This window comes from Paractinoplanes maris, assembly GCF_023544465.1.
Classification (GTDB): domain Bacteria; phylum Actinomycetota; class Actinomycetes; order Mycobacteriales; family Micromonosporaceae; genus Actinoplanes; species Actinoplanes maris.
Genome location: NZ_JALPVL010000001.1, coordinates 80,628 through 100,367 on the forward strand (window position 1 = coordinate 80,628; position 19,740 = coordinate 100,367).

General features: G+C 71.2%; 20 protein-coding genes. 5 read left to right on the top strand and 15 right to left on the bottom strand.

The window, feature by feature from the left end; genetic code table 11:
* Positions 1 to 798 (top strand): DNA-formamidopyrimidine glycosylase family protein, encoded by a 798-nt coding sequence (locus tag NAG42_RS00370; RefSeq protein ID WP_250027190.1) that lies wholly within the window; start codon positions 1 to 3, stop codon positions 796 to 798.
* Here NAG42_RS00370 and pspM read toward each other — a convergent pair.
* The 6 genes from pspM to rimO form a co-directional block, all read right to left on the bottom strand.
* Positions 795 to 1,550, bottom strand: coding sequence for a phage shock envelope stress response protein PspM (pspM, locus tag NAG42_RS00375; RefSeq protein ID WP_250027191.1), 756 nt, complete (start codon positions 1,548 to 1,550; stop codon positions 795 to 797). The genes NAG42_RS00370 and pspM overlap by 4 nt on opposite strands.
* 20 nt (positions 1,551 to 1,570) lie before the next feature.
* Positions 1,571 to 2,428 (bottom strand): PspA/IM30 family protein, encoded by an 858-nt coding sequence (locus NAG42_RS00380; RefSeq protein WP_250027192.1) that lies wholly within the window; start codon positions 2,426 to 2,428, stop codon positions 1,571 to 1,573.
* Positions 2,429 to 2,744: 316 nt separating this feature from the next.
* Positions 2,745 to 3,140, bottom strand: coding sequence for a helix-turn-helix domain-containing protein (locus tag NAG42_RS00385; RefSeq protein WP_250027193.1), 396 nt, complete (start codon positions 3,138 to 3,140; stop codon positions 2,745 to 2,747).
* Positions 3,141 to 3,298: 158 nt separating this feature from the next.
* Positions 3,299 to 3,793 carry a CinA family protein gene (locus NAG42_RS00390; protein WP_250027194.1) on the bottom strand — a complete coding sequence of 165 codons (495 nt, stop codon included), beginning with the start codon at positions 3,791 to 3,793 and terminating at the stop codon, positions 3,299 to 3,301.
* A gap of 9 nt (positions 3,794 to 3,802) precedes the next feature.
* Positions 3,803 to 4,357, bottom strand: a complete 555-nt coding sequence (gene pgsA / locus NAG42_RS00395) for a CDP-diacylglycerol--glycerol-3-phosphate 3-phosphatidyltransferase (protein ID WP_250028293.1) — start codon at positions 4,355 to 4,357, stop codon at positions 3,803 to 3,805.
* Between the two features lie 50 nt (positions 4,358 to 4,407).
* On the bottom strand, positions 4,408 to 5,868 hold the full coding sequence (gene rimO, locus NAG42_RS00400) for a 30S ribosomal protein S12 methylthiotransferase RimO (RefSeq protein WP_250027195.1): 1,461 nt from the start codon (positions 5,866 to 5,868) through the stop codon (positions 4,408 to 4,410).
* Positions 5,869 to 5,949: 81 nt separating this feature from the next.
* Between rimO and NAG42_RS00405 the strand changes: the two genes are divergently transcribed.
* Complete coding sequence (locus NAG42_RS00405; protein ID WP_250027196.1) at positions 5,950 to 7,170, top strand: glycosyltransferase 87 family protein; 1,221 nt, start codon at positions 5,950 to 5,952, stop codon at positions 7,168 to 7,170.
* On the opposite strand, the gene NAG42_RS00410 is transcribed toward NAG42_RS00405, so the two are convergent.
* Positions 7,118 to 9,655: a DNA translocase FtsK gene (locus tag NAG42_RS00410; RefSeq protein WP_250027197.1), complete on the bottom strand. Its 2,538-nt coding sequence runs from the start codon at positions 9,653 to 9,655 to the stop codon at positions 7,118 to 7,120. The two genes, NAG42_RS00405 and NAG42_RS00410, sit on opposite strands and share 53 nt — an antisense overlap.
* 62 nt (positions 9,656 to 9,717) lie before the next feature.
* Here NAG42_RS00410 and NAG42_RS00415 point away from each other — a divergent pair, with 62 nt between their 5' ends.
* Positions 9,718 to 10,131, top strand: a complete 414-nt coding sequence (locus tag NAG42_RS00415) for a YbjN domain-containing protein (protein WP_250027198.1) — start codon at positions 9,718 to 9,720, stop codon at positions 10,129 to 10,131.
* Positions 10,132 to 10,217: 86 nt separating this feature from the next.
* Here the strand turns inward: NAG42_RS00415 and NAG42_RS00420 are convergent, their stop codons facing one another.
* The 5 genes from NAG42_RS00420 to NAG42_RS00440 all read right to left on the bottom strand — a co-directional run bounded on the left by NAG42_RS00420 (position 10,218) and on the right by NAG42_RS00440 (position 16,392).
* Positions 10,218 to 11,750, bottom strand: coding sequence for a S1 family peptidase (locus NAG42_RS00420; protein ID WP_250027199.1), 1,533 nt, complete (start codon positions 11,748 to 11,750; stop codon positions 10,218 to 10,220).
* Positions 11,751 to 11,849: 99 nt separating this feature from the next.
* On the bottom strand, positions 11,850 to 13,538 hold the full coding sequence (locus NAG42_RS00425; protein WP_250027200.1) for a ribonuclease J: 1,689 nt from the start codon (positions 13,536 to 13,538) through the stop codon (positions 11,850 to 11,852).
* A gap of 43 nt (positions 13,539 to 13,581) precedes the next feature.
* A complete protein-coding gene (gene dapA / locus NAG42_RS00430) occupies positions 13,582 to 14,475 on the bottom strand; it encodes a 4-hydroxy-tetrahydrodipicolinate synthase (RefSeq protein WP_250027201.1) in 894 nt (297 codons plus the stop codon).
* Positions 14,476 to 14,501: 26 nt separating this feature from the next.
* Complete coding sequence (locus NAG42_RS00435) at positions 14,502 to 15,068, bottom strand: DUF2752 domain-containing protein (RefSeq protein WP_250027202.1); 567 nt, start codon at positions 15,066 to 15,068, stop codon at positions 14,502 to 14,504.
* A gap of 100 nt (positions 15,069 to 15,168) precedes the next feature.
* Complete coding sequence (locus NAG42_RS00440; protein ID WP_250027203.1) at positions 15,169 to 16,392, bottom strand: winged helix-turn-helix domain-containing protein; 1,224 nt, start codon at positions 16,390 to 16,392, stop codon at positions 15,169 to 15,171.
* 67 nt (positions 16,393 to 16,459) lie between these two features.
* Between NAG42_RS00440 and NAG42_RS00445 the strand changes: the two genes are divergently transcribed.
* Positions 16,460 to 17,023: a GNAT family N-acetyltransferase gene (locus NAG42_RS00445; RefSeq protein WP_250027204.1), complete on the top strand. Its 564-nt coding sequence runs from the start codon at positions 16,460 to 16,462 to the stop codon at positions 17,021 to 17,023.
* Between the two features lie 4 nt (positions 17,024 to 17,027).
* A complete protein-coding gene (locus NAG42_RS00450) occupies positions 17,028 to 17,432 on the top strand; it encodes a thiol-disulfide oxidoreductase DCC family protein (RefSeq protein ID WP_250027205.1) in 405 nt (134 codons plus the stop codon).
* A gap of 163 nt (positions 17,433 to 17,595) precedes the next feature.
* Here NAG42_RS00450 and NAG42_RS00455 read toward each other — a convergent pair whose 3' ends face one another.
* The 3 genes from NAG42_RS00455 to dapB all read right to left on the bottom strand — a co-directional run bounded on the left by NAG42_RS00455 (position 17,596) and on the right by dapB (position 19,740).
* Positions 17,596 to 18,453, bottom strand: a complete 858-nt coding sequence (locus tag NAG42_RS00455) for an HTTM domain-containing protein (protein WP_250027206.1) — start codon at positions 18,451 to 18,453, stop codon at positions 17,596 to 17,598.
* Positions 18,450 to 18,887, bottom strand: a complete 438-nt coding sequence (locus tag NAG42_RS00460) for a hypothetical protein (protein WP_250027207.1) — start codon at positions 18,885 to 18,887, stop codon at positions 18,450 to 18,452. The genes NAG42_RS00455 and NAG42_RS00460 overlap by 4 nt, the downstream gene beginning before the upstream one ends.
* Before the next feature lie 94 nt (positions 18,888 to 18,981).
* On the bottom strand, positions 18,982 to 19,740 hold the full coding sequence (dapB, locus tag NAG42_RS00465) for a 4-hydroxy-tetrahydrodipicolinate reductase (RefSeq protein WP_250027208.1): 759 nt from the start codon (positions 19,738 to 19,740) through the stop codon (positions 18,982 to 18,984).

Consider the following 19,740-nt stretch of genomic DNA (forward strand, 5'->3'; position numbering starts at 1 on the left):
ATGCCCGAGGGCGATACCGTCTGGAACACCGCGCGCGTGCTGGAGAAGGCTCTCCAGGGCGACGTGCTGACCGGCTCCGACTTCCGTGTGCCCCAGCTCGCCTCGACCGATCTCAGCGGCTGGACCGTCGCCGAGTCGGCCAGCCGGGGCAAGCACCTGCTGTTGCGCCTGACCCGCGACGGCCTGAAGCCGCACACGCTGCACTCTCATCTGCGCATGGAGGGCGCCTGGCGGGCGTACGCCCCGGGCGAGCGCTGGACCGCTCGGCCGGCCCATCTCATCCGGGTCGTGTTGCGCACCCAGCGGTCGGTCGCCGTCGGCTACCACCTGCACGAGGTCGCGCTCTATCCGACGGCCGACGAGGAGCAGCACGTCGGCCATCTCGGCCCCGACCTGCTGGGCGCCGACTGGGATGTCGACGAGGCGGCCCGCCGGATCGCTCAGCACCCGGAGGTCACCATCGCCGAGGCCCTGCTCGACCAGCGCAACCTGGCCGGCGTGGGCAACCTCTACAAGGCCGAGACACTGTTTCTGCGCGGGCTGTGGCCGTGGACGCCGGTCTCGGGGGTGGCCGACCTGCCGGGCACCGTGCGGCTGGCGCAGAAGCTGGTGGCGTCGAATCGCGGGCGCTGGACCCAGACGACGACGGGCTCACTGCGCCGCGGGCAGACGAGCTATGTGTACGGTCGTCGCGCGCAACCGTGCCGCCGCTGCGGCAGCGCGATCCAGAAGGACGAGAAGGGTGAGCGGATCACCTATTGGTGCCCGCGCTGCCAGCCCCGCCCTGAGGACAGTTAGGCCGCCGGGCGCTTGAGTTCGGACAACCCCTCGGCGATGCCGCGCAGTTTGTCGGTGGCGTCGACCAGGCTCGCGAAGGCGGGATGCTTGCCCTCGGTGACCGGGTGCCCGTCCTCGGCCACATAGCTCGCCGCCGCCGCGACCAGCCGCTCGAACGCCGTGACACCCTCGGTGAACTGCTCGGCCAGCAATCCGTGGGACTCGGTCAGCCCGGCCCGCTGCTCGGGCGGGCTCAGCGGCAGCGCCCGCTCCACACTGGCCACGCGCTGACCGAGATCGCGCAGCCACTCCTCGGCCACCGCGGCCTCGAGCAGAGCGCCCTCGCCGACCCCGGTCAGCCGGCCGGCCAGCGCCGACAGCGTGGACGAGGCGCGGTCGAGCCTGTCCCACGCCTGGGTGATCGCCGAGCCGCGCAGGGCGTAGCGATTCTTCTGCCGGCGCACCTCGCCGAGCATCGTGCGACCGGCCGGGAATCGTTCGAGCGCGGCGGTGAGCTTGGCACCGGCGAGCGCGGGTGGGGGCGGCGGCGGAGCCGGCGCGGCGGCCAGCTCGCGGTGATCGCTGAAGCGCCACCAGGCCAGCGCAACGGAGGCACCGGCCGAGCCGGCCCAGATCGCGTCGGCCCAGCCGATGCCCTGATAGGGAGTGAGGACGGCGGTGGCGGCGGCCAGTCCGCCCCCCAGCACGCTCCACCGCCGCGCCGCACTGCGCAGCCGCTTGAGCCGCCGGAAGTATCTGGTCCGCTCGTCCACCGTCGCCCTCCCCTAAGAACTCAGCCGGCGGCCGACGTGTCGCCGCGCTTCTGATTCATGCTGGCCCGGATCTCGTCGAGCCGGGCCACGCTGGCCGGGTCGGAGGCCGGACCGGCCTGCTCGACCGCGGGCTGCGCGGGCGCGGCACCGAGCTTGTCGCCGGCCATGCTCGACCGGATCTGCTCGAGCCGGGACGAGCCGGCCAGGTCGAGGCTCGATTTCTGCACCTCGAGCATGCGGCCCTCGACCGAGTTGGACGCGAGCTCGGCCCGGCCCATCGCGTTGGCGTAACGCTGCTCGATCTTGTCGCGGACCTCGTCGAGCGAGGGCGTGTTGCCCGGCGCGGCCAGGGACGACATCGACTCGAGCGACTTGGCCACCGTCTCCTGCATCTTGGCCTGCTCGAGCTGGCTCAGCAGACGGGACCGCTCGGCGATGCGCTGCTGGAGCACCATCGCGTTGTTCTCGACCGCCTTGCGGGCCTGGCCCGCGGCGGAGAGCGCCTGGTCGTGCAGCGTCTTGAGGTCCTCCATCGACTGCTCACCCGAGACCAGCTGGGTGGCGAGCGTCTGGGCGGTCGACTCGTATTTCTGAGCCTCGGTCTCGTCGCCGCCGGCCCGCGCCCGATCGGCCAGGACGAGAGCCTGCCGGGCCATGCCCTGCAGCTTCTCGACCTCTTCCATCTGGCGGGACAGCTTCATCTCGAGCTGGCGCTGGTTGCCGATGACCGCCGCGGCCTGCTGCACGAGGCCCTGGTGCTGGCGCTGTGCGTCCTCGATGGCCTGCTGGATCTGAACCTTCGGGTCGGCGTACTCGTCGATCTTCGCGCCGAAGAGCGCCATCATGTATCGCCAGCCCTTGACGAACGGATTCGCCATTTCGCGGTATCCCCTCAATGTCGCTCAATCGGATCCGCCACCGACGCAGATCGAGGAGCTGTCGCGATGGCGTGCCCACCTGGTGCCTTCACCCGGTGTGGTCATGCCATCGTGTCAGCTCGACGCCACCGACGTCACGTGACCTCGGGGGGATCTCAGGGTGACCCCCACGCTACGAGGCTACGCGCTCCCCCGGCTCGGGGTCGATCCCGAGGGACCGTCCCCGATGAGTCACAGCAAGCGCACAGTCGACCGACAGAAAACGGGCCGGGTCCGCTCACGAGGAGCAGGCTCGGCCCGGTCGGGGACCTTCTTGTCAAGCGGCGTAGACGACGTCGCGTTGGGGCTTGCGCGTCGCGTGCAGCGTCGCCTTGAGGGGCTCACGACGGACCGAGACGGAGACATCCCCGTCGGCCGCCTTGGCCTTCTGGGCCCGAGCCGACTCGGCGTCGACCGGCACCAGCACGCCGTCCATGCCCTCGGCGAGCGACAGCGTGCCGCTGACCTCGCCGAGCAACTCGGAGAGCCGTGCGCCGAGCGCCTCACAGATGGCGGCCAGCAGCTCGCTGGACGCTTCCTTCTGACCGCGCTCGATCTCGGACAGGTAGCCCAGGCTGACATTCGCGGCGGTGGACACCTCGCGCAGCGTGCGGTGCTGCCCCTGCCGGCGCGCCCTCAGTGCGTCGCCGATAACCCGGCGTAGCAGGACCATGGCACCTCCTCCTGCGGCGGGGCCACCGGCATGCGCCGGAGGCTTCCCGCAACCGTACCCGCTGCCGGCCGGACCGACATACCGCCCCGCCGAATTACGGGACAGCCCGACAGCGGGGCTTCCGTGTAACCACTGGGGTCACTGTGACATTCCCCAGCTCACACGACGGCCGGGGCGTTCTGAATACAGTCTGAGAGCAGGAGTAGCGCGCTCGTCACACTTTCCGTCCGGATGGCCTCACGATTTCCGTCGAGCCGCAGCTCGCGCACTTCGGTGCCGGCCGCGCCGGCCACCGCCACATAGACCAGGCCGACCGGCTTGCCGTCCTGCGGCTCGGGCCCGGCCACCCCGGTCGTGGCCACCCCCCAGTCGGCTTCGCAGCGTTCCCGGGCGCCCCGGGCCAGCGCCACGGCGACGTCGGGGTCGACCGGTCCCCGGTCGTCGAGCAGGCTTTGCGGCACGCCGGCCAGGGTGTGCTTCAAGGCAGTGGCGTAGACGACGAAGCCGCCCCGGTAGACCGCGCTCACCCCCGGGATCTCGACCACGGTCGCGGCCACCAGGCCACCGGTCAGGGACTCGGCGGTGGCGAACGTCTCGTGGCGCTCGACCAGCCGGTGCACAGCCGCCGCGGCGGCAACGCTGATGCTTGTCACGGCGGACAACTACCCGTTCGGGTCGGCGGTATGCCGGGCATTTCGCCGCAAACGCAGCGCTTCGACCACATAGTCCACACCGGTCACGACCGTCACGATGGTGGCGGCGCCCATCAGCACCACGCCCACGACGTCGAACGGCTCCGGGACGGGCCACAGATACCAGGCGATGGCGGCGATCTGCAGCACGGTCTTGAGCTTGCCGCCGCGGCTGGCCGGGATGATGCCGTACCGGATCACCCAGAACCGCAGCCCGGTGATGCCCCACTCGCGGACGAGGATGAGCACCGTCACCCACCACGGGAGCCGGTCGTAGATCGAGAGCAGCACCAGCGCCGTGCCGGTGAGGGCCTTGTCGGCGATCGGGTCGGCGACCTTGCCGAACGAGGTGACCAGCGACCAGCGCCGGGCGATCCAGCCGTCCACGAAGTCGGTCGCCGAGGCCACGCAGAACACCAGGCAGGTCACGATGCGGGCACCGGTGCCGGTGAGCTGCGACGAGACCACGAGCCCGAGGAACACCGGGACCAGCACGATCCGCACCACGGTCAGGACGTTCGCCATGTTGTAGGGCGAGACCGTCCGGGGCGCGGTCACCGGGACCGGCTCGTCGGTCACCGCGGGGACACCGGTGCCGCTGAGATCATCTCGACCGGCACGGCCACCAGGTCGACGCCCTCGGTCGCGGTGACCCGAGCTCGCACGAAGTCGCCCGGGCGCAACGCGGCCAGATCGGCCCCGCCATCACCGGCGACCAGGGTCGTCGAGCCGTCGACCTCGGGCGCCTGGTGCTCGGCGCGGCCCTCGATCTCGCCGTGCTCGACCGTGTCGACCAGCACCTCCACGATCGAGCCGAGCCGCTCCTCGGCCCGCTGGGCGCAGAGCTCGTCGGCCAGCGTGACAACCCGGTCGTACCGCTTCTTGATCGTGTCCTCGCGGACCTTCTTGTCGAGCCCGGCCGCCTCGGTGCCGTCCTCGTCGCTGTAGTCGAAGACCCCGATGGCGTCGAGCCGCGCCTCGGAGAGGAAGCGCACCAGCTCGTCGACGTCGGCGCGGGTCTCGCCGGGGAAGCCGACGATGAAGTTGCTGCGGGCGCCGGCCGCGGGGGCGAGCTTGCGGGCCGAGTCGAGCAGCTCGAGGAACCGCTCGGTGGAGCCGAAACGGCGCATGCGGCGCAGCACCGGCTCGCTCGAGTGCTGGAACGAGAGGTCGAAGTAGGGCGCGACGCCCGGGGTGCCGGCGATCGCCTCGACCAGGCCGGGGCGGGTCTCGGCGGGCTGCAGATAGCTGGCCCGCACCCGGACGATCCCGTCGACCGCGGCCAGCTGCGGGAGGAGCTTCTCGAGCAGCCGCGGGTCGCCCAGATCCTTCCCGTACGACGTGCTGTTCTCACTCACCAGCACGAGCTCGCGGACGCCCGACTTGGCCAGCCACTCGGCCTCGGCCAGCAGCTCCTGGGGGTCGCGCGAGACGAAGGCGCCGCGGAAGGCCGGGATGGCGCAGAACGCGCATTTGCGGTCGCAGCCGCTGGCCAGCTTGAGGCTCGCAACCGGTCCGTTGTCGAGCCGGCGGCGCAGCACCGGGCGCAGGTGGGCCGGGGTGTGCTCGTCGACGGTGGCGTGCCCGGGAATGACGACCTTGGCCGCCTGCCGCTGGACCGGGGTGATCGGCAGCAGCTCGCGCCGGTCGCGCGGGGTGTGGGCGTCGAAGCGCTCGCCGGCCAGCACGCCGTCGAGCCGGGCGGCGATGTCGGTGTAGTCGTCGAAGCCGAGCACCGCCTGCGCCTCGGGCAGGCTCTCGGCCAGCTCGCGACCGTACCGCTCGGCCATGCACCCGGCGGCGACGACCTTGGCCCCCGTGTCGGCCGCGGCCAGCAGCGTCTCGATGGAGTCCTGCTTCGCCTTCTCGACGAAGCCACAGGTGTTGACCAGCACCACATCGGCGCCGGCGGCATCGGTGCTCACCTGCCAGCCACCCTCGTCGAGGCGGGCCGCGAGCTCTTCCGAGTCGACCTCGTTACGGGCACATCCGAGAGTGAGCAGGGCGACACGGCGGGAGGAAGGAGTTACCGACACCCGACCAGGTTAGCCGGGTTCGGTTCCCTGCTCACCCGCGCACTGATCCGACCGGGCCCCGCAGCCGTATCCCTGGGTGCCATGCAGACTGCCAAGAAGACTCCGCCGCACGCTGAAGCCCTGCTCATCGCCGCGCTCGTCGTGATCGCGATCCTGGTCCGCTGGGTGGGTTTCCGCGAAAAGACCACCGACATGAGCATCTTCTTCTCGTGGTACCACCAGCTCGGCCGGGCCGGGGGCTGGCGCGGGATCGGGGCCGAGGTCGGCAACTACAACGCGCCGTTCCTCTATCTGCTCGCCTTCACGCTCTATCTGCCCGGGCCGCTGATCCTCAAGATCAAGGCGATCTGGGTGATCTTCGACGTCGTGCTGGCGTTCTTCGCCTACCGGATCGTCGGGCTGCGGTGGCCGGCCAGCCGCATCCCGATGGCCGCGGCGCTGGTGGTCGTGCTGCTGCCTACCGTGGTGCTCAACGCGTCGTTCTGGGGGCAGATCGACGCGATGTGGGCCGCGCCGGCCCTGGGCGGGGTCTATTACCTGCTGCGCGGCAAACCCTGGTGGGGAGTGGCCCTGTGCGGCGTCGCGCTCGCCATGAAACCGCAGGGGATCTTCATCTTCCCGCTGCTGCTGCTGCTCGTCCTGGCCGGCCGGATTCCCTGGCGTACGCTCCTGGCCGCTCCCGCCGCCTATCTGGTGCTCGACCTGCCGGCGATCGCGTTCGGCCGCAACCCGATCGAGCTGCTCACGATCTACAGCATGGATCGGCAGGCCCGCAACGTGCCGGAGCTGAGCCTGCGCGCCCCCAACGTGTTCGCCCTGATGCCCGGCGGCCCCCGCGAGGACACCCTGCGCATGCTCGGCTACCTGTTCGCGGCGGCGGTCGTGATCGGGGTCATCTACGTGCTGATCGCCCGGGCGGTCGAGCTGACCCCGGAGCGCATCGTGCTGGCCGCCGCCCTGTTCTCGATCCTGATGCCGTTCCTGCTGCCCGGCATGCACGAGCGCTACTTCTTCCTGGCCGACGTGCTCACCGTGGTGCTGGTGATGTTCCTGCCGCGTCTCTGGTACGTGCCACTGCTGGTGCAGGCGGCTTCCCTGCTCTCCTATCAGCCGTACCTGTTCGGCCGGGTCGTCGCCGTCCTGCCCACCATCGCCGCCCTGCTGATGCTGGCCGCCCTGCTCATCCTGGCCCACCAGCTGTTGAGCCCGGCCTTTCGGAAGGACCCGTTGGAGGAGGAGCTCGAGGCTCTTACTCGTCCACCCGCAGCGAGGCCAGCGCCTCTTCCAGCTCGTCGGGCTTGACCAGCACGTCGCGGGCCTTGCTGCCCTCGGACGGTCCGACGATGCCGCGGGTCTCCATCAGGTCCATCAGCCGGCCGGCCTTGGCGAAACCCACCCGCAGCTTGCGCTGAAGCATCGAGGTCGACCCGAACTGGCTGGTCACGACCAGCTCGATCGCCTGGATCAGCACCGCCAGGTCGTCGCCGATCTCCTCGTCGATCTGCTTCTTCTTGCTGACCGGGGCCTCGGTGACGTCCTCGCGGAACTCCGGCTCGCGCTGGTCCTTGCAGAACTTGACGACGTCGGCGATCTCTTTCTCGTCGACCCAGGCGCCCTGGATGCGCACCGGCTTCGAGGCGCCCATCGGCAGGAAGAGACCGTCGCCCCGGCCGAGCAGCTTCTCGGCGCCCGGCTGGTCGAGGATGACCCGGCTGTCGGCCAGCGAGGACGTCGCGAAGGCGAGCCGGGACGGCACGTTGGCCTTGATCAGGCCGGTCACCACGTCGACCGACGGGCGCTGGGTGGCCAGCACCAGGTGGATGCCGGCGGCCCGGGCGAGCTGGGTGATGCGGACGACCGAGTCCTCGACGTCGCGCGGCGCCACCATCATCAGGTCGGCCAGCTCGTCGATGATGACCAGCAGGTACGGGTACGGCTTCATGACCCGCTCGCTGCCGGGCGGCGCGGTGATCTCGCCGCTGCGCACCTTACGGTTGAAGTCGTCGAGGTGGCGCACCCCGTTGGCCGCGAGGTCGTCGTAGCGCATGTCCATCTCGCGGACGACCCACTCGAGGGCGTCGGCGGCCTTCTTCGGATTGGTGATGATCGGCGTGACGAGGTGCGGGATGCCCTCGTACGCGGTCATCTCCACCCGTTTCGGGTCGACCAGCAGCAGCCGGACCTCGTCCGGCGTGGCCCGGGTCAGCAGTGAGACCAGCAGCGTGTTGAGGCAGGAGCTCTTGCCGGCGCCGGTCGCGCCCGCGATCAGGATGTGCGGCATCTTGGCCAGGTTGGCCACCACGAAGCCGCCCTCGATGTCCTTGCCCAGCGCGACCAGCATCGGGTGGTGGTCGGCGGTGGCCGCCCGCGAGCGCAGCACGTCGCCGAGCGCGACGTTCTCGGGGTCGGTGTTGGGGATCTCGACGCCGACCGCGCTCTTGCCGGGGATCGGGCTCAGGATCCGCACGTCGGGCGACTTCACCGCGTACGCGATGTTGCGCGACAGCTGGGTGATCCGCTCGACCTTGGTGCCGGGGCCGATCTCCACCTCGTACCGGGTGACGGTCGGCCCCCGGGTGAAGCCGGTGACCTCGGCGTCGACGTTGAACTGGTCGAACACCCCGGTCAGGGCGGCCATGATCTCGTCGTTGGCCCGGCTGCGGGATTTCGGCGGTGAGCCCTTGCCGAGCAGTGAGGGCGGCGGCAGGCGGTAGTCGCCGGCCACCGAGCTGATCTCGAGCTGCTCGGCCCGGGTGGGCAGCGGCTCCGAGTGATCGGGCGGCGCCGGCACCGGCTTCTTGCGGCTGGCCGGGACCTTGGGCACGGCCACCGTGTCGTGCAGGAGGAAGTCGTCCTCGGCGGCGGCCGGCTCGTCCTCGGGGGCGAGGCCGATGTCGGACAGCGAGCCCTGGCGGCGCCGCGACGGGCGGCGCTTCTTGGCCGGCTCCTCGTCGCTGTCACCCAGCGCGTCGTCGTCCAGCTCGGGGGTGGGCAGCGGGGCGCGCTCGGTCGAACGGCCCAGCAGCACGTCGACCAGCAGCAGCACCCGCTCGGGAATCTTGTTGATCGGGGTGGCCGTGATGACCAGCAGGCCGAAGACGAAGAGCAGGACGAGCAGCGGCACCGCCACCCAGGCCGTCACCGCCCGTTCGAGCAGGGCCCCGAAGGCATAACCGAGCAGGCCGCCCGCCTTGTCCATGGCGATGCCGTCGGCCGGGCGCTGCGAGACGTGCAGCAGCGCGGCGGTGGAGATGACGATCGCCGTCCAGCCGACCAGGGTGCGGCCGCGGTGCTCGGGGTCGGCCGGCTTGCGCATCAGGCGTACGGCGCCGTAGAGAAGCAGCAGCGGGAGCAGCACGGCCAGGCCGCCCAGGAACAGGTGGGTCGAGTCGGCCAGCCACTTGCCGACCGGGCCCGCGCTGCCGAACCAGACCGCCACCCCGACCAGGATGGACAGGCCGAGCAGGAGCAGGCCGGCCCCGTCGCGGCGATGCTCGGGATCGATCTCCTTGGCCGTGGCGGCCTGGCGCCCGACTCCGCGGGCGGCCCAGCCGACACTGTGGGCCAGTCCCATCCAGAGAGCGCCCAGGCCGCGGCCGACACCGGTCGCGAGCGCGGAGCCCACGGTGGGCCGGGCGCGGGCGGCCGAGCGGGAGCGGGCGGCCGGACGGGCCGATTTGCGCGCGGGCTGCCGGGCCGGCTGACGGGCGGGCTGACGGGCACGGTTGGTCGCGGCACCGCGCGACGCGGCGCGGCCCCGGCTCGCCGGAGAGGTGCGGCCCGCCATGGTCACACCGTAACGCCGCGATGCTCATGAATCCGGTAGGCGCACCGTCCTACTATCGGCGGGTGCAGCCCTTCACCAAAGAAATGATCACGGACGTACTCGACGCGCGCGAGTTCAAGTACTTCGAGGACGCCGACGGGGACATCGGCGGGAACTTCCAGGGCAACCTCATCTATTTCTTCCGCATCGGGCAGCAGCACGAAGTGCTCCAGGTCCGCACGATGGTGCAGCACATGTTCGGGATGGAGGACGTCACCCGGCTCTACGAGTTCTGCAACTCGTGGAATCACGACCAGCTCTTCCCCAAGGCGTACGTGCACGTCAACGACGACGGCACGGTGCTCGTGATCGGCGAGGTGATCGCCGACTGGGAGAAGGGCGTCACGCCCGAGCAGCTCGACCAGGTGCTGATCGCCGCGATCGCCACCAGCGTCCAGCTCGCCGTCGAGGTCGCCGAGCTGCGCCAGAAAGGCTGAATCGCATCGATGCCGGGGAGCCTGATCGGCTCCCCGGCATCGTGAATGCGCTGACGCCACCTAGGCAGGGATGGCGGCGTGGCGCGTCACGGGGTGCTGAACCCCAGGTCGTACCCGCCGGTGCCGGAGGTGGCGACGACGACGTACCGGTAGGTGCCGGAGCGGCCGTTGAAGGTCAGCTCCTTGTCGCCCGCGCCGGTGTCACTGGCCACCGTGCGGAAGCCCCGGTTGGTGAGCCGCTGGAGGAAGAGGTCGAAGTCGGCCCCCTCGGCCGCGGTCAGGCAGGCGGTCTGGGTGCCGGCGTTCGATCGGAAGGCGCCACCGTCGGGCTGAGCCTGCGCGGTGCGGGCCCGGGCCAGCTCGCCGCTGCGCTGCACGGCCTGGTCGGCACACGCGCCGGCCGACTCCGCGGGCGGCTCGGCACCCTCCTCGGCGGGCGGCTCGGCCGCCCCGCCCCCGCTGGTCACCAGCGTCAGGTCCTCGGCCGCGAGGATCTCGTTGACCGGCTGGAAGAACGTCTCGCCGCCGACCGTGCAGTCACCGGAGCCACCCGAGGTCATGCCCTGGGCCTGGTCGCCGCTGAGCCACGGACCGCCGGAGTCGCCGCCCTCGGCGCAGACGTCGGTGCGGGTCAGACCGGTGACCGCCCCCTCGGGGTAGACCACCGTCTGGTTCTTGGCCAGGATCGTGCCGCACCGGGTACCGGTCGTCGAGCCGGAGCGGCAGACCGCCGCGCCCACCGGCGCCTCGGTGTTGCCGGCCACCGGCAGCTCGTTGCCCTCGAAGTCGTTGACCACCGCGCGCGGTGTCCAGTTGCCGTTGACCTCGACGAAGCCCATGTCGGCGTCACCCGGGAAGGTCGACGCGCGAACCGTGCCCTGGGCCTGCTGGTTGAAGCCGGTCGTGGTGGTGCCGACCGCGCCACAGTGGCCGGCCGTCACGAAGCCACCCTCGACCGAGAACCCGATCGAGCAGCGCGCCGTGCCACCGTCGACCGCGATGAAGTACGGGTCGGCGCCGCGCACATCGAACAGCGGCTTGGGCGAGGCCGTGCTGGTGACGACCTTCACCGCTGAACTGGCGACGCCGGCCGTGCGGGCCAGTCGCTTCGCCGCCTTGGTCTCGCCCGGCTTGGCCACGACGACCAGCTTGTTGGTCGAGACCTCGACATACCACCCGGTGATGCCGTCCGCCTCGGACCGGACGGAGTCGAGCTTCTCCTTCGCTGTCACCAGCGACTGCTCACTCCGCTCGACCAGCACCGGCACCGCGCCGGCGGCCTTCACCGCGGCCTGCGCCCGGGCGTCGGTCACGGCGATCTTGAGTGTGTTGCCGTCGGTGGCGAGCCACGCGCCGCCGAAGTCGGCACCGGTCTGAGCGGCCAGCCTGGCGCTCACCCGGCTCGCCCACTTCGACCGCTGCAAGCGGGCCGTCGCCTGGTCGCCGTCCAGGCCCAGGTCGCGTTCCATCGCCGCAAGGATCTGCGCCGAGACGCCACCCGACTTGGTCGCGGTCTTGCTCGACGGCGTGGTGCCGGCCATCGACGGCAGCGTGAACGCCACCGCCGCTCCGCCCGCGACCACGACCGCCGCCGCCACGGCGATCCGTCTGCGCTGCATCTCCAGGTACTCCCCTCGCCACGGGTGCCGTGGGGGCGGCACCGTGACTGGAGATACGGGCGGAGGCAGCGAAAGGTTTAAATAGCCCGCCTATTCGCGTCAGACTTCGACGACGGTGGGCACGATCATCGGCCGGCGACGGTACGCGTCGTTGACCCACCGGCCGACCGTACGGCGTACGACCTGCTGCAACTGGTGGGTGTCGGTGATGCCGTCCTCGGCCGAGCGGTGCAGCGCGGCGGTCAGCAACGGGATCACCGGGTTGAACGCGTCGGGGTCCTCCGAGAAGCCCTTGGCCGAGATGTTCGGCTCGCCGACCACCTTGCCGGTCACCGAGTCGATCACCACGGTGGCCGAGATGAAGCCGCCGTCGCCCAGGATGCGCCGCTCGGTGAGCAACGACTCGCTGACGTCACCGACCGCGAGCCCGTCGACGTAGACATACCGGTTCTGCACCCGGCCGACGTGGCGGGCGTGACCCTCGACCAGGTCGACGACGTCACCGTCCTCGCAGAGCACGACCCGGTCGGCCGCGACCCCGGTCTCGACGCCGAGCTGGGCGTGAGCCCGCAGGTGACGCCACTCGCCGTGCACCGGCATGAGGTTGCTCGGGCGCACCACATTGAGCAGGTAGCGCAGCTCGCCGGCCGGGGCGTGACCCGAGACGTGCACCTTGGCCGTCTCTTTGTGCACCACGGTGGCGCCGGCCCGGGACAGGCGGTTGATCACCCGGTAGACCGAGGTCTCGTTACCTGGTACGAGGGAACTGGCCAGCACGACCGTGTCGCCCGACTCGATCGTGATGTGCCGGTGGTCGCCGTTGGCCATGCGGCCGAGCGCGCTCATCGGCTCACCCTGCGAGCCGGTCGACATGAAGACGATCTCGTCGCCCGGCATCCTGGTCGCCTCGTCCAGGCTGACCAGCAGGCCGTCCGGGATGTTGAGCAGGCCGAGGTCGCGGGCGATGCCCATGTTGCGGACCATCGAGCGGCCGATCAGGGCCACCTTGCGCTCATACTCCCAGGCGGCGTCCATGACCTGCTGGACGCGGTGCACGTGGGAGGCGAAGCTGGCCACGATGATCCGGCCCTTGGCCTTGCCGAAGATCGAGCTGAGCACCGGGCCGATGTCGCGCTCGGGCGTCACGAAGCCCGGCACCTCGGCGTTGGTCGAGTCGGACAGCAGCAGGTCGACGCCCTCGGCCCCGAGCCGCGCGAAGCCGGCCAGGTCGGTGATGCGGCCGTCCAGCGGCACCTGGTCCATCTTGAAGTCGCCGGTGTGCAGGATCAGGCCGGCCGGGGTGCGCACGGCGACCGCCAGCGCGTCCGGGATCGAGTGGTTGACCGCGAAGAACTCGCAGCCGAACGGCCCGAGCTGCTCGGTCTGGCCCTCGCGCACGGTCAGCGTGTAGGGGTCGAGCCGGCGCTCGGCCAGCTTGGCCTCGACCAGCGCGAGCGTGAACTCCGAGCCGACCAGTGGGATGTCGGCCTTGTGGGCCAGCAGGTAGGGCACGGCGCCGATGTGGTCCTCGTGGCCGTGCGTGAGCACGATCGCCTGGACGTCGTCGAGACGGTCGAGGATCGGCGTGAAGTCGGGCAGGATCAGGTCGACGCCGGGCTGCTCCACATCGGGGAAGAGCACGCCGCAGTCGATGATCAGGAGCTTGCCGTCGAACTCGAGGACGGTCATGTTGCGGCCGATGGCCCCGAGGCCGCCCATCGGGATGACGCGCAGGGCGCCCTCCGGCAGCGGGGGCGGCGGTTCCAGGTCCGCGTGGGCTTGACTCATATCGCGTTTATCTGTCTTTCCTCGTGTGTGCCGTCGCCGCCCGTTACAGGGCGATGCCGGCTGCGGCGGCGTCCTGGCGCAGCTGGTCGAGCTCGGCGCCGGTCGCCTCGACCAGCGGCGAGCGGACCGGGCCGGCCGGGCGGCCCTGTGCGTTGAGGCCCGCCTTGACCAGCATGGTGCCCGGAACCCGGAAGATGCCGGTGAACAGCGGCAAAGCCCGGCGGTGGGCGGCCAGAGCGGCGGCGTTGTCGCCACGCTCGAACGCCTCGATCATTTCTCGGGCCATCAGGCCGGTGAAGTGGGTGGAGGTGCCGACCAGGCCGACCCCGCCGATCGACAGCAGCGGCAGGGTGGCCGCGTCGTCGCCCGAGTAGTAGGCCAAGCCGGTGCGGCTCAGCACCCAGGAGCTGGCGATCAGGTCGCCCTTGGCGTCCTTGACCGCCACGATGCGGTCGTGCTCGGCGATGCGGCACATCGTCTCGGTGGCGATCGCCGTGCCGGCCCGGTGGGGGATGTCGTAGACCATCACCGGCAGGCCGACCGCGTCGGCCACGGTGAGGAAATGCTGGGCCACACCGGCCTGCGGCGGCTTGTTGTAATAAGGCGTCACGACCAGTACGCCGTGAGCGCCGGCCTTTTCGGCGGCGTGCGCCAGCTCGATCGTGTGGGCGGTGTTGTTGGTGCCGACCCCGGCGATGATCCGGGCCCGGTCGCCCACCGCGTCGACCACGGCGCGGAGCAGCGTTTCCTTCTCCGCGTCGGTGGTGGTCGGCGACTCACCGGTGGTGCCGCTGACGACGAGCGCGTCGTTGCGCTGCTCGTCGACCAGATAGGTGGCCAGTCTCGCCGCGCCCTCGACGTCGAGGGAGCCGTCGTGGGCGAACGGGGTGACCATGGCGGTCAGCAGCCGTCCGAAGGGTCGCGGGTCGTGCGTCATGCCCCCCAACCTATCGGACGACCCGCTCAGACGTAGAGCGCGGTGAACGGGGCCCAGGGCAGGTTGCGCAGCACGCTCCAGACGCCCCACACAGCGACGAAGGTGATCAGGACCGCCGGGCTCAGGTTGAGCTGGGGCAGGTCCCACTTGAAGAGGCGCTTGGCGGCCCAGGCCACATACAGATAGAGCAGGAACGGCACGGCGAACGTGAACAGCGCGTGGTGGCGGGCGGCGGCGGGGAGGTCGCCATGCAGCAGATACCACGCCGCGCGGGTGCCTCCGCAGCCCGGGCAGACGAAACCAGTGGTGTATTTGAGCAGGCAGGTGGGGGCGTCACCGGCGCCGGCCTCGGCCGGATGGGTCGCCAGCGTGTAACCGACGGCGCCGCCCATGCAGACCAGCAGCGCGACCGGGGCGGCCCAGATCGGCGACCTGGTCCAGACCCGCTGGACGAAGCGGGTGACCCGGTCGGGCTCGTGCTGGGCCTGCTGCCGCGCGTAATAGGCCAGCCACTCGGGCGGCACCGGCGGACCCTGCACCGGCTGGTCGTCGAGCCACGGACGGGCAGTGTCCGGCGTGGTGGCGGCGCTCATGAGCGCCACGGTACACCCGCGCTGCCCCGCTCCTCCGGGCCCGCGGATCTTGCGGATGCACTGACCCGCCGGACCGCTCCGCGCGCCAGGACCGCGTCTGTCAGCCGGACTGCGCCTTCAGCGCCGCGGCCAGTGGGCCCGCGAAATCGCCTCGCCCCGGGGTGGCGATGCGCTCCAGACCCAGCCACCCGGCCAGCCGGTGGAGCTCGGCGGCGAGCGCGGCGGCCGTCTCGTCCGGCTCGGCCCCGGGCTCGAGCCAGGCCGCCGGGACGAGCAGCTCACCGGTCCTGCGGTCAGCCTTCAGGTCGACCCGGGCCGCCAACTGGTCGCCGAGCAGGAACGGCAGCACGTAATAGCCGTAGAGCCGCTGGGCGGCCGGCACGTAGATCTCGATGCGGTAATTCATGCCGAACAGCCGCTCGGTGCGCCCACGCTCCCAGATCAGCGGGTCGAACGGGCTGACCAGCGTGGCCGCGCGGACCCAGCGGGGCAGTTTGGCCTGGTGGTGCAGATAGGTCGGCTGCCTCCAGCCCGGCACGCTTACCGGGAGCAGCACCTGATCGTCGACCAGCTCGGCCACGGCCCGCTTGAAGCCGTCGACCGGGAGGCGGAAATAATCCCGCAGCTCGGGCTCGGCGGCCACCCCGAGCGCCCGCGCGGAGATCTCGACCAGAGCCCGGAAGGCGTCGGGCTCGGCCGGGGTCGGCGCGTTGAGCACGGCCTGGGGCAGCACCCGCTCGGTCAAGTCGTAACGCCGGGCGAACGACGTGGTGCGCTCGGCGGCGGTGATCTGGCCGGTGTAGAACAGCCACTCGAGTGCCTGCTTGACCGACGACCAGTTCCACCCCCAGTGATCGGTGCGGCGGGGCTCGTCGTGCTCGATCTCGGCCGCGGTGATCGGGCCGCGGGCGCGCACCACGTCGAGCACCCGGGCGACCAGCTCGGGCTGCTCCTGCCCGACCCGGCGCATGCCGCCCCAGGCCAGCTCGCCGGCCCGGGCCATCCGCCAGCGGAACAGCGGCTGCAGATCGGTGGTGATCAGCGACGCCTCGTGACCCCAGAACTCGAACAGATCACGGGGTTTGCGGTAGGCCGCCCGATCGAGCAGCTCCACCGGATAGGGGCCGAGCCGGCTGTAGAGCGGCATGAAGTGGGCGCGCTGCAGAACGTTGACCGAGTCCATCTGGATCAGGTGGACCCGGCGCAGCACACGCCGCAGATGGCGCAGGTCGGTCGCGCCGCCCGGCTTGGCGTCGGCGAACCCCTGCGCGGCCAGCGTGACGCGGCGGGCCTGCGCGACGGAGAGCGAGTCTGGGAGAGCCATCGTCGAGCACGGTAAAGCAGGGGTACGACAAAATCACGGCCCGGCGAGGGCTCTGTAGGCTCCCCGCATGGCAATCGGCTTCGTCCGTCCCGCGCGCCCCGGCGACGCCGCGGAGATCGCCCGCATCCAGCTCGCCACGTGGCGCACGGCGTATCGGCGCATGTTCCCGGCCCACGTGCTGGCCAACCTCGACGAGGGTTATCTGGCCCGGGGCTGGAGCGAGGCGATCGAGCAGCCGCCGTCCGAGCGGCACTGGGTGCTGATCGCGGTCGAGCAGAGTGAGACCAGCTCGTTCACGGTCGGCTTCGCGGCGGCCGGGCCGGCCGACGAGCAGGCGCTGGCGCCCGAGGAGCCGCCGCTGCCGGCCGGGGTCGCCGCGATCACCGATCTGCTGGTCGAGCCCCGGTGGGGGCGGCGAGGGCACGGCAGCCGGCTGCTCTCGGCCGCGGTTGCCCACTGGCAGGAGGACGGCTACACCCACGCCGTGGCCTGGGCCTACGAGCAGGACAAGGTCATGCAGAAGTTCCTGGGCTCGGCCGGCTGGGAGCCGGACGGCGCCGGGCGGGCGCTCGACGTGGACGACATGCTCGTCCCCCAGCTGCGGCTGCACGTGGCGCTGGGCGGAGAATAGATTCGTGACCACGCCGACCTTCGTCTATGACGGTGACTGCTCGTTCTGCTCGACGTGCGCGGAGTTCATCGAGAAGCGCATCCCGACGCACGCCCGGGTGATTCCGTGGCAGTTCGCCGACCTCGACGCGCTCGGGCTGACGGTCGAGCAGTGCGAGGAAGCGGTGCAGTGGGTCGGCGCCGACGGCACAACCGCCGCCGGCCCGGACGCGATCGCCCTGATGCTGCGCGACGCAGGCCGATTCTGGCAGCTCGCGGGGGGCGCGCTGCAGATCGGCCCGGTGCGGCTGGCCGCCTGGCCGGCCTACCGCTGGGTCGCCCAGCACCGCCACATGCTGCCCGGCGGCACCGCCGCCTGCTCCCTCCCCCAGGCCCAGCGCGACGCCCTCTACGGCACCGGCGCCGTTTAAGACACCGGCTCCGGCGCCCTCTAAGACACCGGCTCCGGCGCCCTCTAAGACACCGGCTCCGGCGCCCTTTACGGCACCGGCTCCGGCCGCCCTCCACGGCACCGGCTCGGGCGCCCTTTACGGCACGGCTCGGGCGCCCTTTACGGCACGGCTCGGGCGCCCTCTACGGCACCGGCTCCGGCGCCTGAGTCACCGCCGGGGTGCGGCCCAGCCGGCGGCGGGCCCAGTCGACCGGGCGCACGCGCTCGAGCGACAGGAAGCTCGCCATGGCCACCAGGTGCGGGGCGAACGAGATGGTGATCATCGAGAACGTCATCAGGTGGAACGAGTAGAAGAAGACGACGCCCAGCCAGCGGAAGCGCTGCGGCACCACGAAGATCAGCGGGCTGAGCAGCTCGAACAGGATGATGCCGGCCTGGGCGGCGATCAGCAGGCCGGGGATCACGGCGATCTCGTCGGCCAGCCAGGTGCCCCGGCGGATGATCGCCTGGGCCAGCACGGCGCTGGTCACCCAGTCGATGCCGCCGAACCGCAGCTTGGCCCACGCGGCCAGGAAATAGGTGCAGACCACGGCGATCTGGGTGACCCGCAACGCCCAGCCGGCCGCCTCGCTCAGCGTCCGGTCACCGAACCGGGCCCGGCCGACGGTGGGTAGCACCGCCAGCGCCACGAGCAGGCCGACCCGGTCGTGGTCGACCTTGCCGTAGCTCATCGCGATGATCATCCACTCCAGGTAGAGCGCGAAGACCGCCCAGCCCAGGATGCGCGGCGCGCGGCCGGTCGCGGCGACGAGGGAGAGCACGATCAGCGCCCAGAACACCGCCCACACGAGTGAGTGGGTCGGCGTCGGCAGGGGCAGGACGCGACCGATCAGGAGTGGCTCGTAGAGATCGCCGGGAGTGTTGGCGTGCGAGCGGACCCAGGGCGTGAAGACGACCAGGTCGAGGACCACGAAGACGTAGACCACCGTGCGGAAGGCGGCGATCCGCCCGAGCGGCACCGGCGCGAACAGCCATTTCATGGGCGGGTCCACTCGGCGACGGTCTCGTCCCACGACTGGCCGGTCGGGCGGGCGTGCTCGATGCCGTGCCAGCGCACCACGATGCGGACCGTGCGCAGCGGCGCGGCGCCGGGCGAGTGTTCCTCGTACGCCGTGGCGACCCGGCCCAGGCGGGCCGGATCATCAACGTACGCCTGCTGCTGGCCCTCGATCTCGGCCCGCCGGAGGCCGCTGTTGCCCTCGGTGATCGCCACCGTGCGACCGTCGGTGTCGACGCCCTCGACGCGGGTGTCGCGAGCTGCCCCGTTGGGGTCGGGCGCCGTCGAATACATCCGGAACGGCCCGAACGGGAAATCGTCGTCGGTGCCCCACAGGGTGCCGGCGAGCAGCAGCGCCCCGGCGACCAGGGTGGCGAGCACCCGGACGCGGCGGCCGCCTGCGGATAGCTGGTTCACAGCAGGCAACCTATCCGTTGCCGTCCAACCCAGGGGGATCACCTGCCGCGTCGACTTCACCGACGGCGAGCTCACCGGCCTGCCGGACGAGATCTCAGTCCAGGAAGCTGTCCAGGCCGACGGTCAGGCCCGGGCGCTGGAGGATCTTGCGGACGCCGAGCAGGACGCCGGGCATGAAGGACACCCGGTCGAGTGAGTCGTGGCGGATGGTGAGCGTCTCGCCGAGCGAGCCGAACAACACCTCCTGATGGGCGACGAGCCCGGCCGCCCGCACCGAGTGCACGCGGACGCCGTCGATGTCCGCACCGCGAGCGCCGTCGACCTCCTCCTTGGTGGCGTCGGGCATCGGGCCCAGACCGGCGTCGGCCCGGGCCGCGGCGATCAGCTGGGCGGTGTGGGCCGAGGTGCCGCTCGGGGCGTCGAGTTTGCGCGGGTGGTGCTGCTCGATGATCTCGACCGACTCGAAGTACCGCGCCGCGCGGGCCGCGAACTGCATCATCAGCACGGCGCCGAGGCCGAAGTTGGGCGCGACCAGCACACCGACCCCGGGCTGGGTGGTCACCCACTCGCGGACCTGATCAAGACGCTGGGCGGTGAAGCCGGTCGTGCCGACGACCATGCTGATCCCCTGCTCGACCGCCCAGTGCAGGTTGTCCATGACCACGTCGGGGGTGGTGAAGTCGACGAACACCTGGGCGCCGGCGTCGGAGGCCTGGAACAGCTCGTCGCCCTGGTCGAGCATCGCGACCAGCTCCAGGTCGGCGGCGGCGTCGACCGCCTTGCACACCTCGAGGCCCATCCGGCCCCTGGCTCCGAGAACGCCGACACGGATCGGATCTGCCTGGTTCGTCAC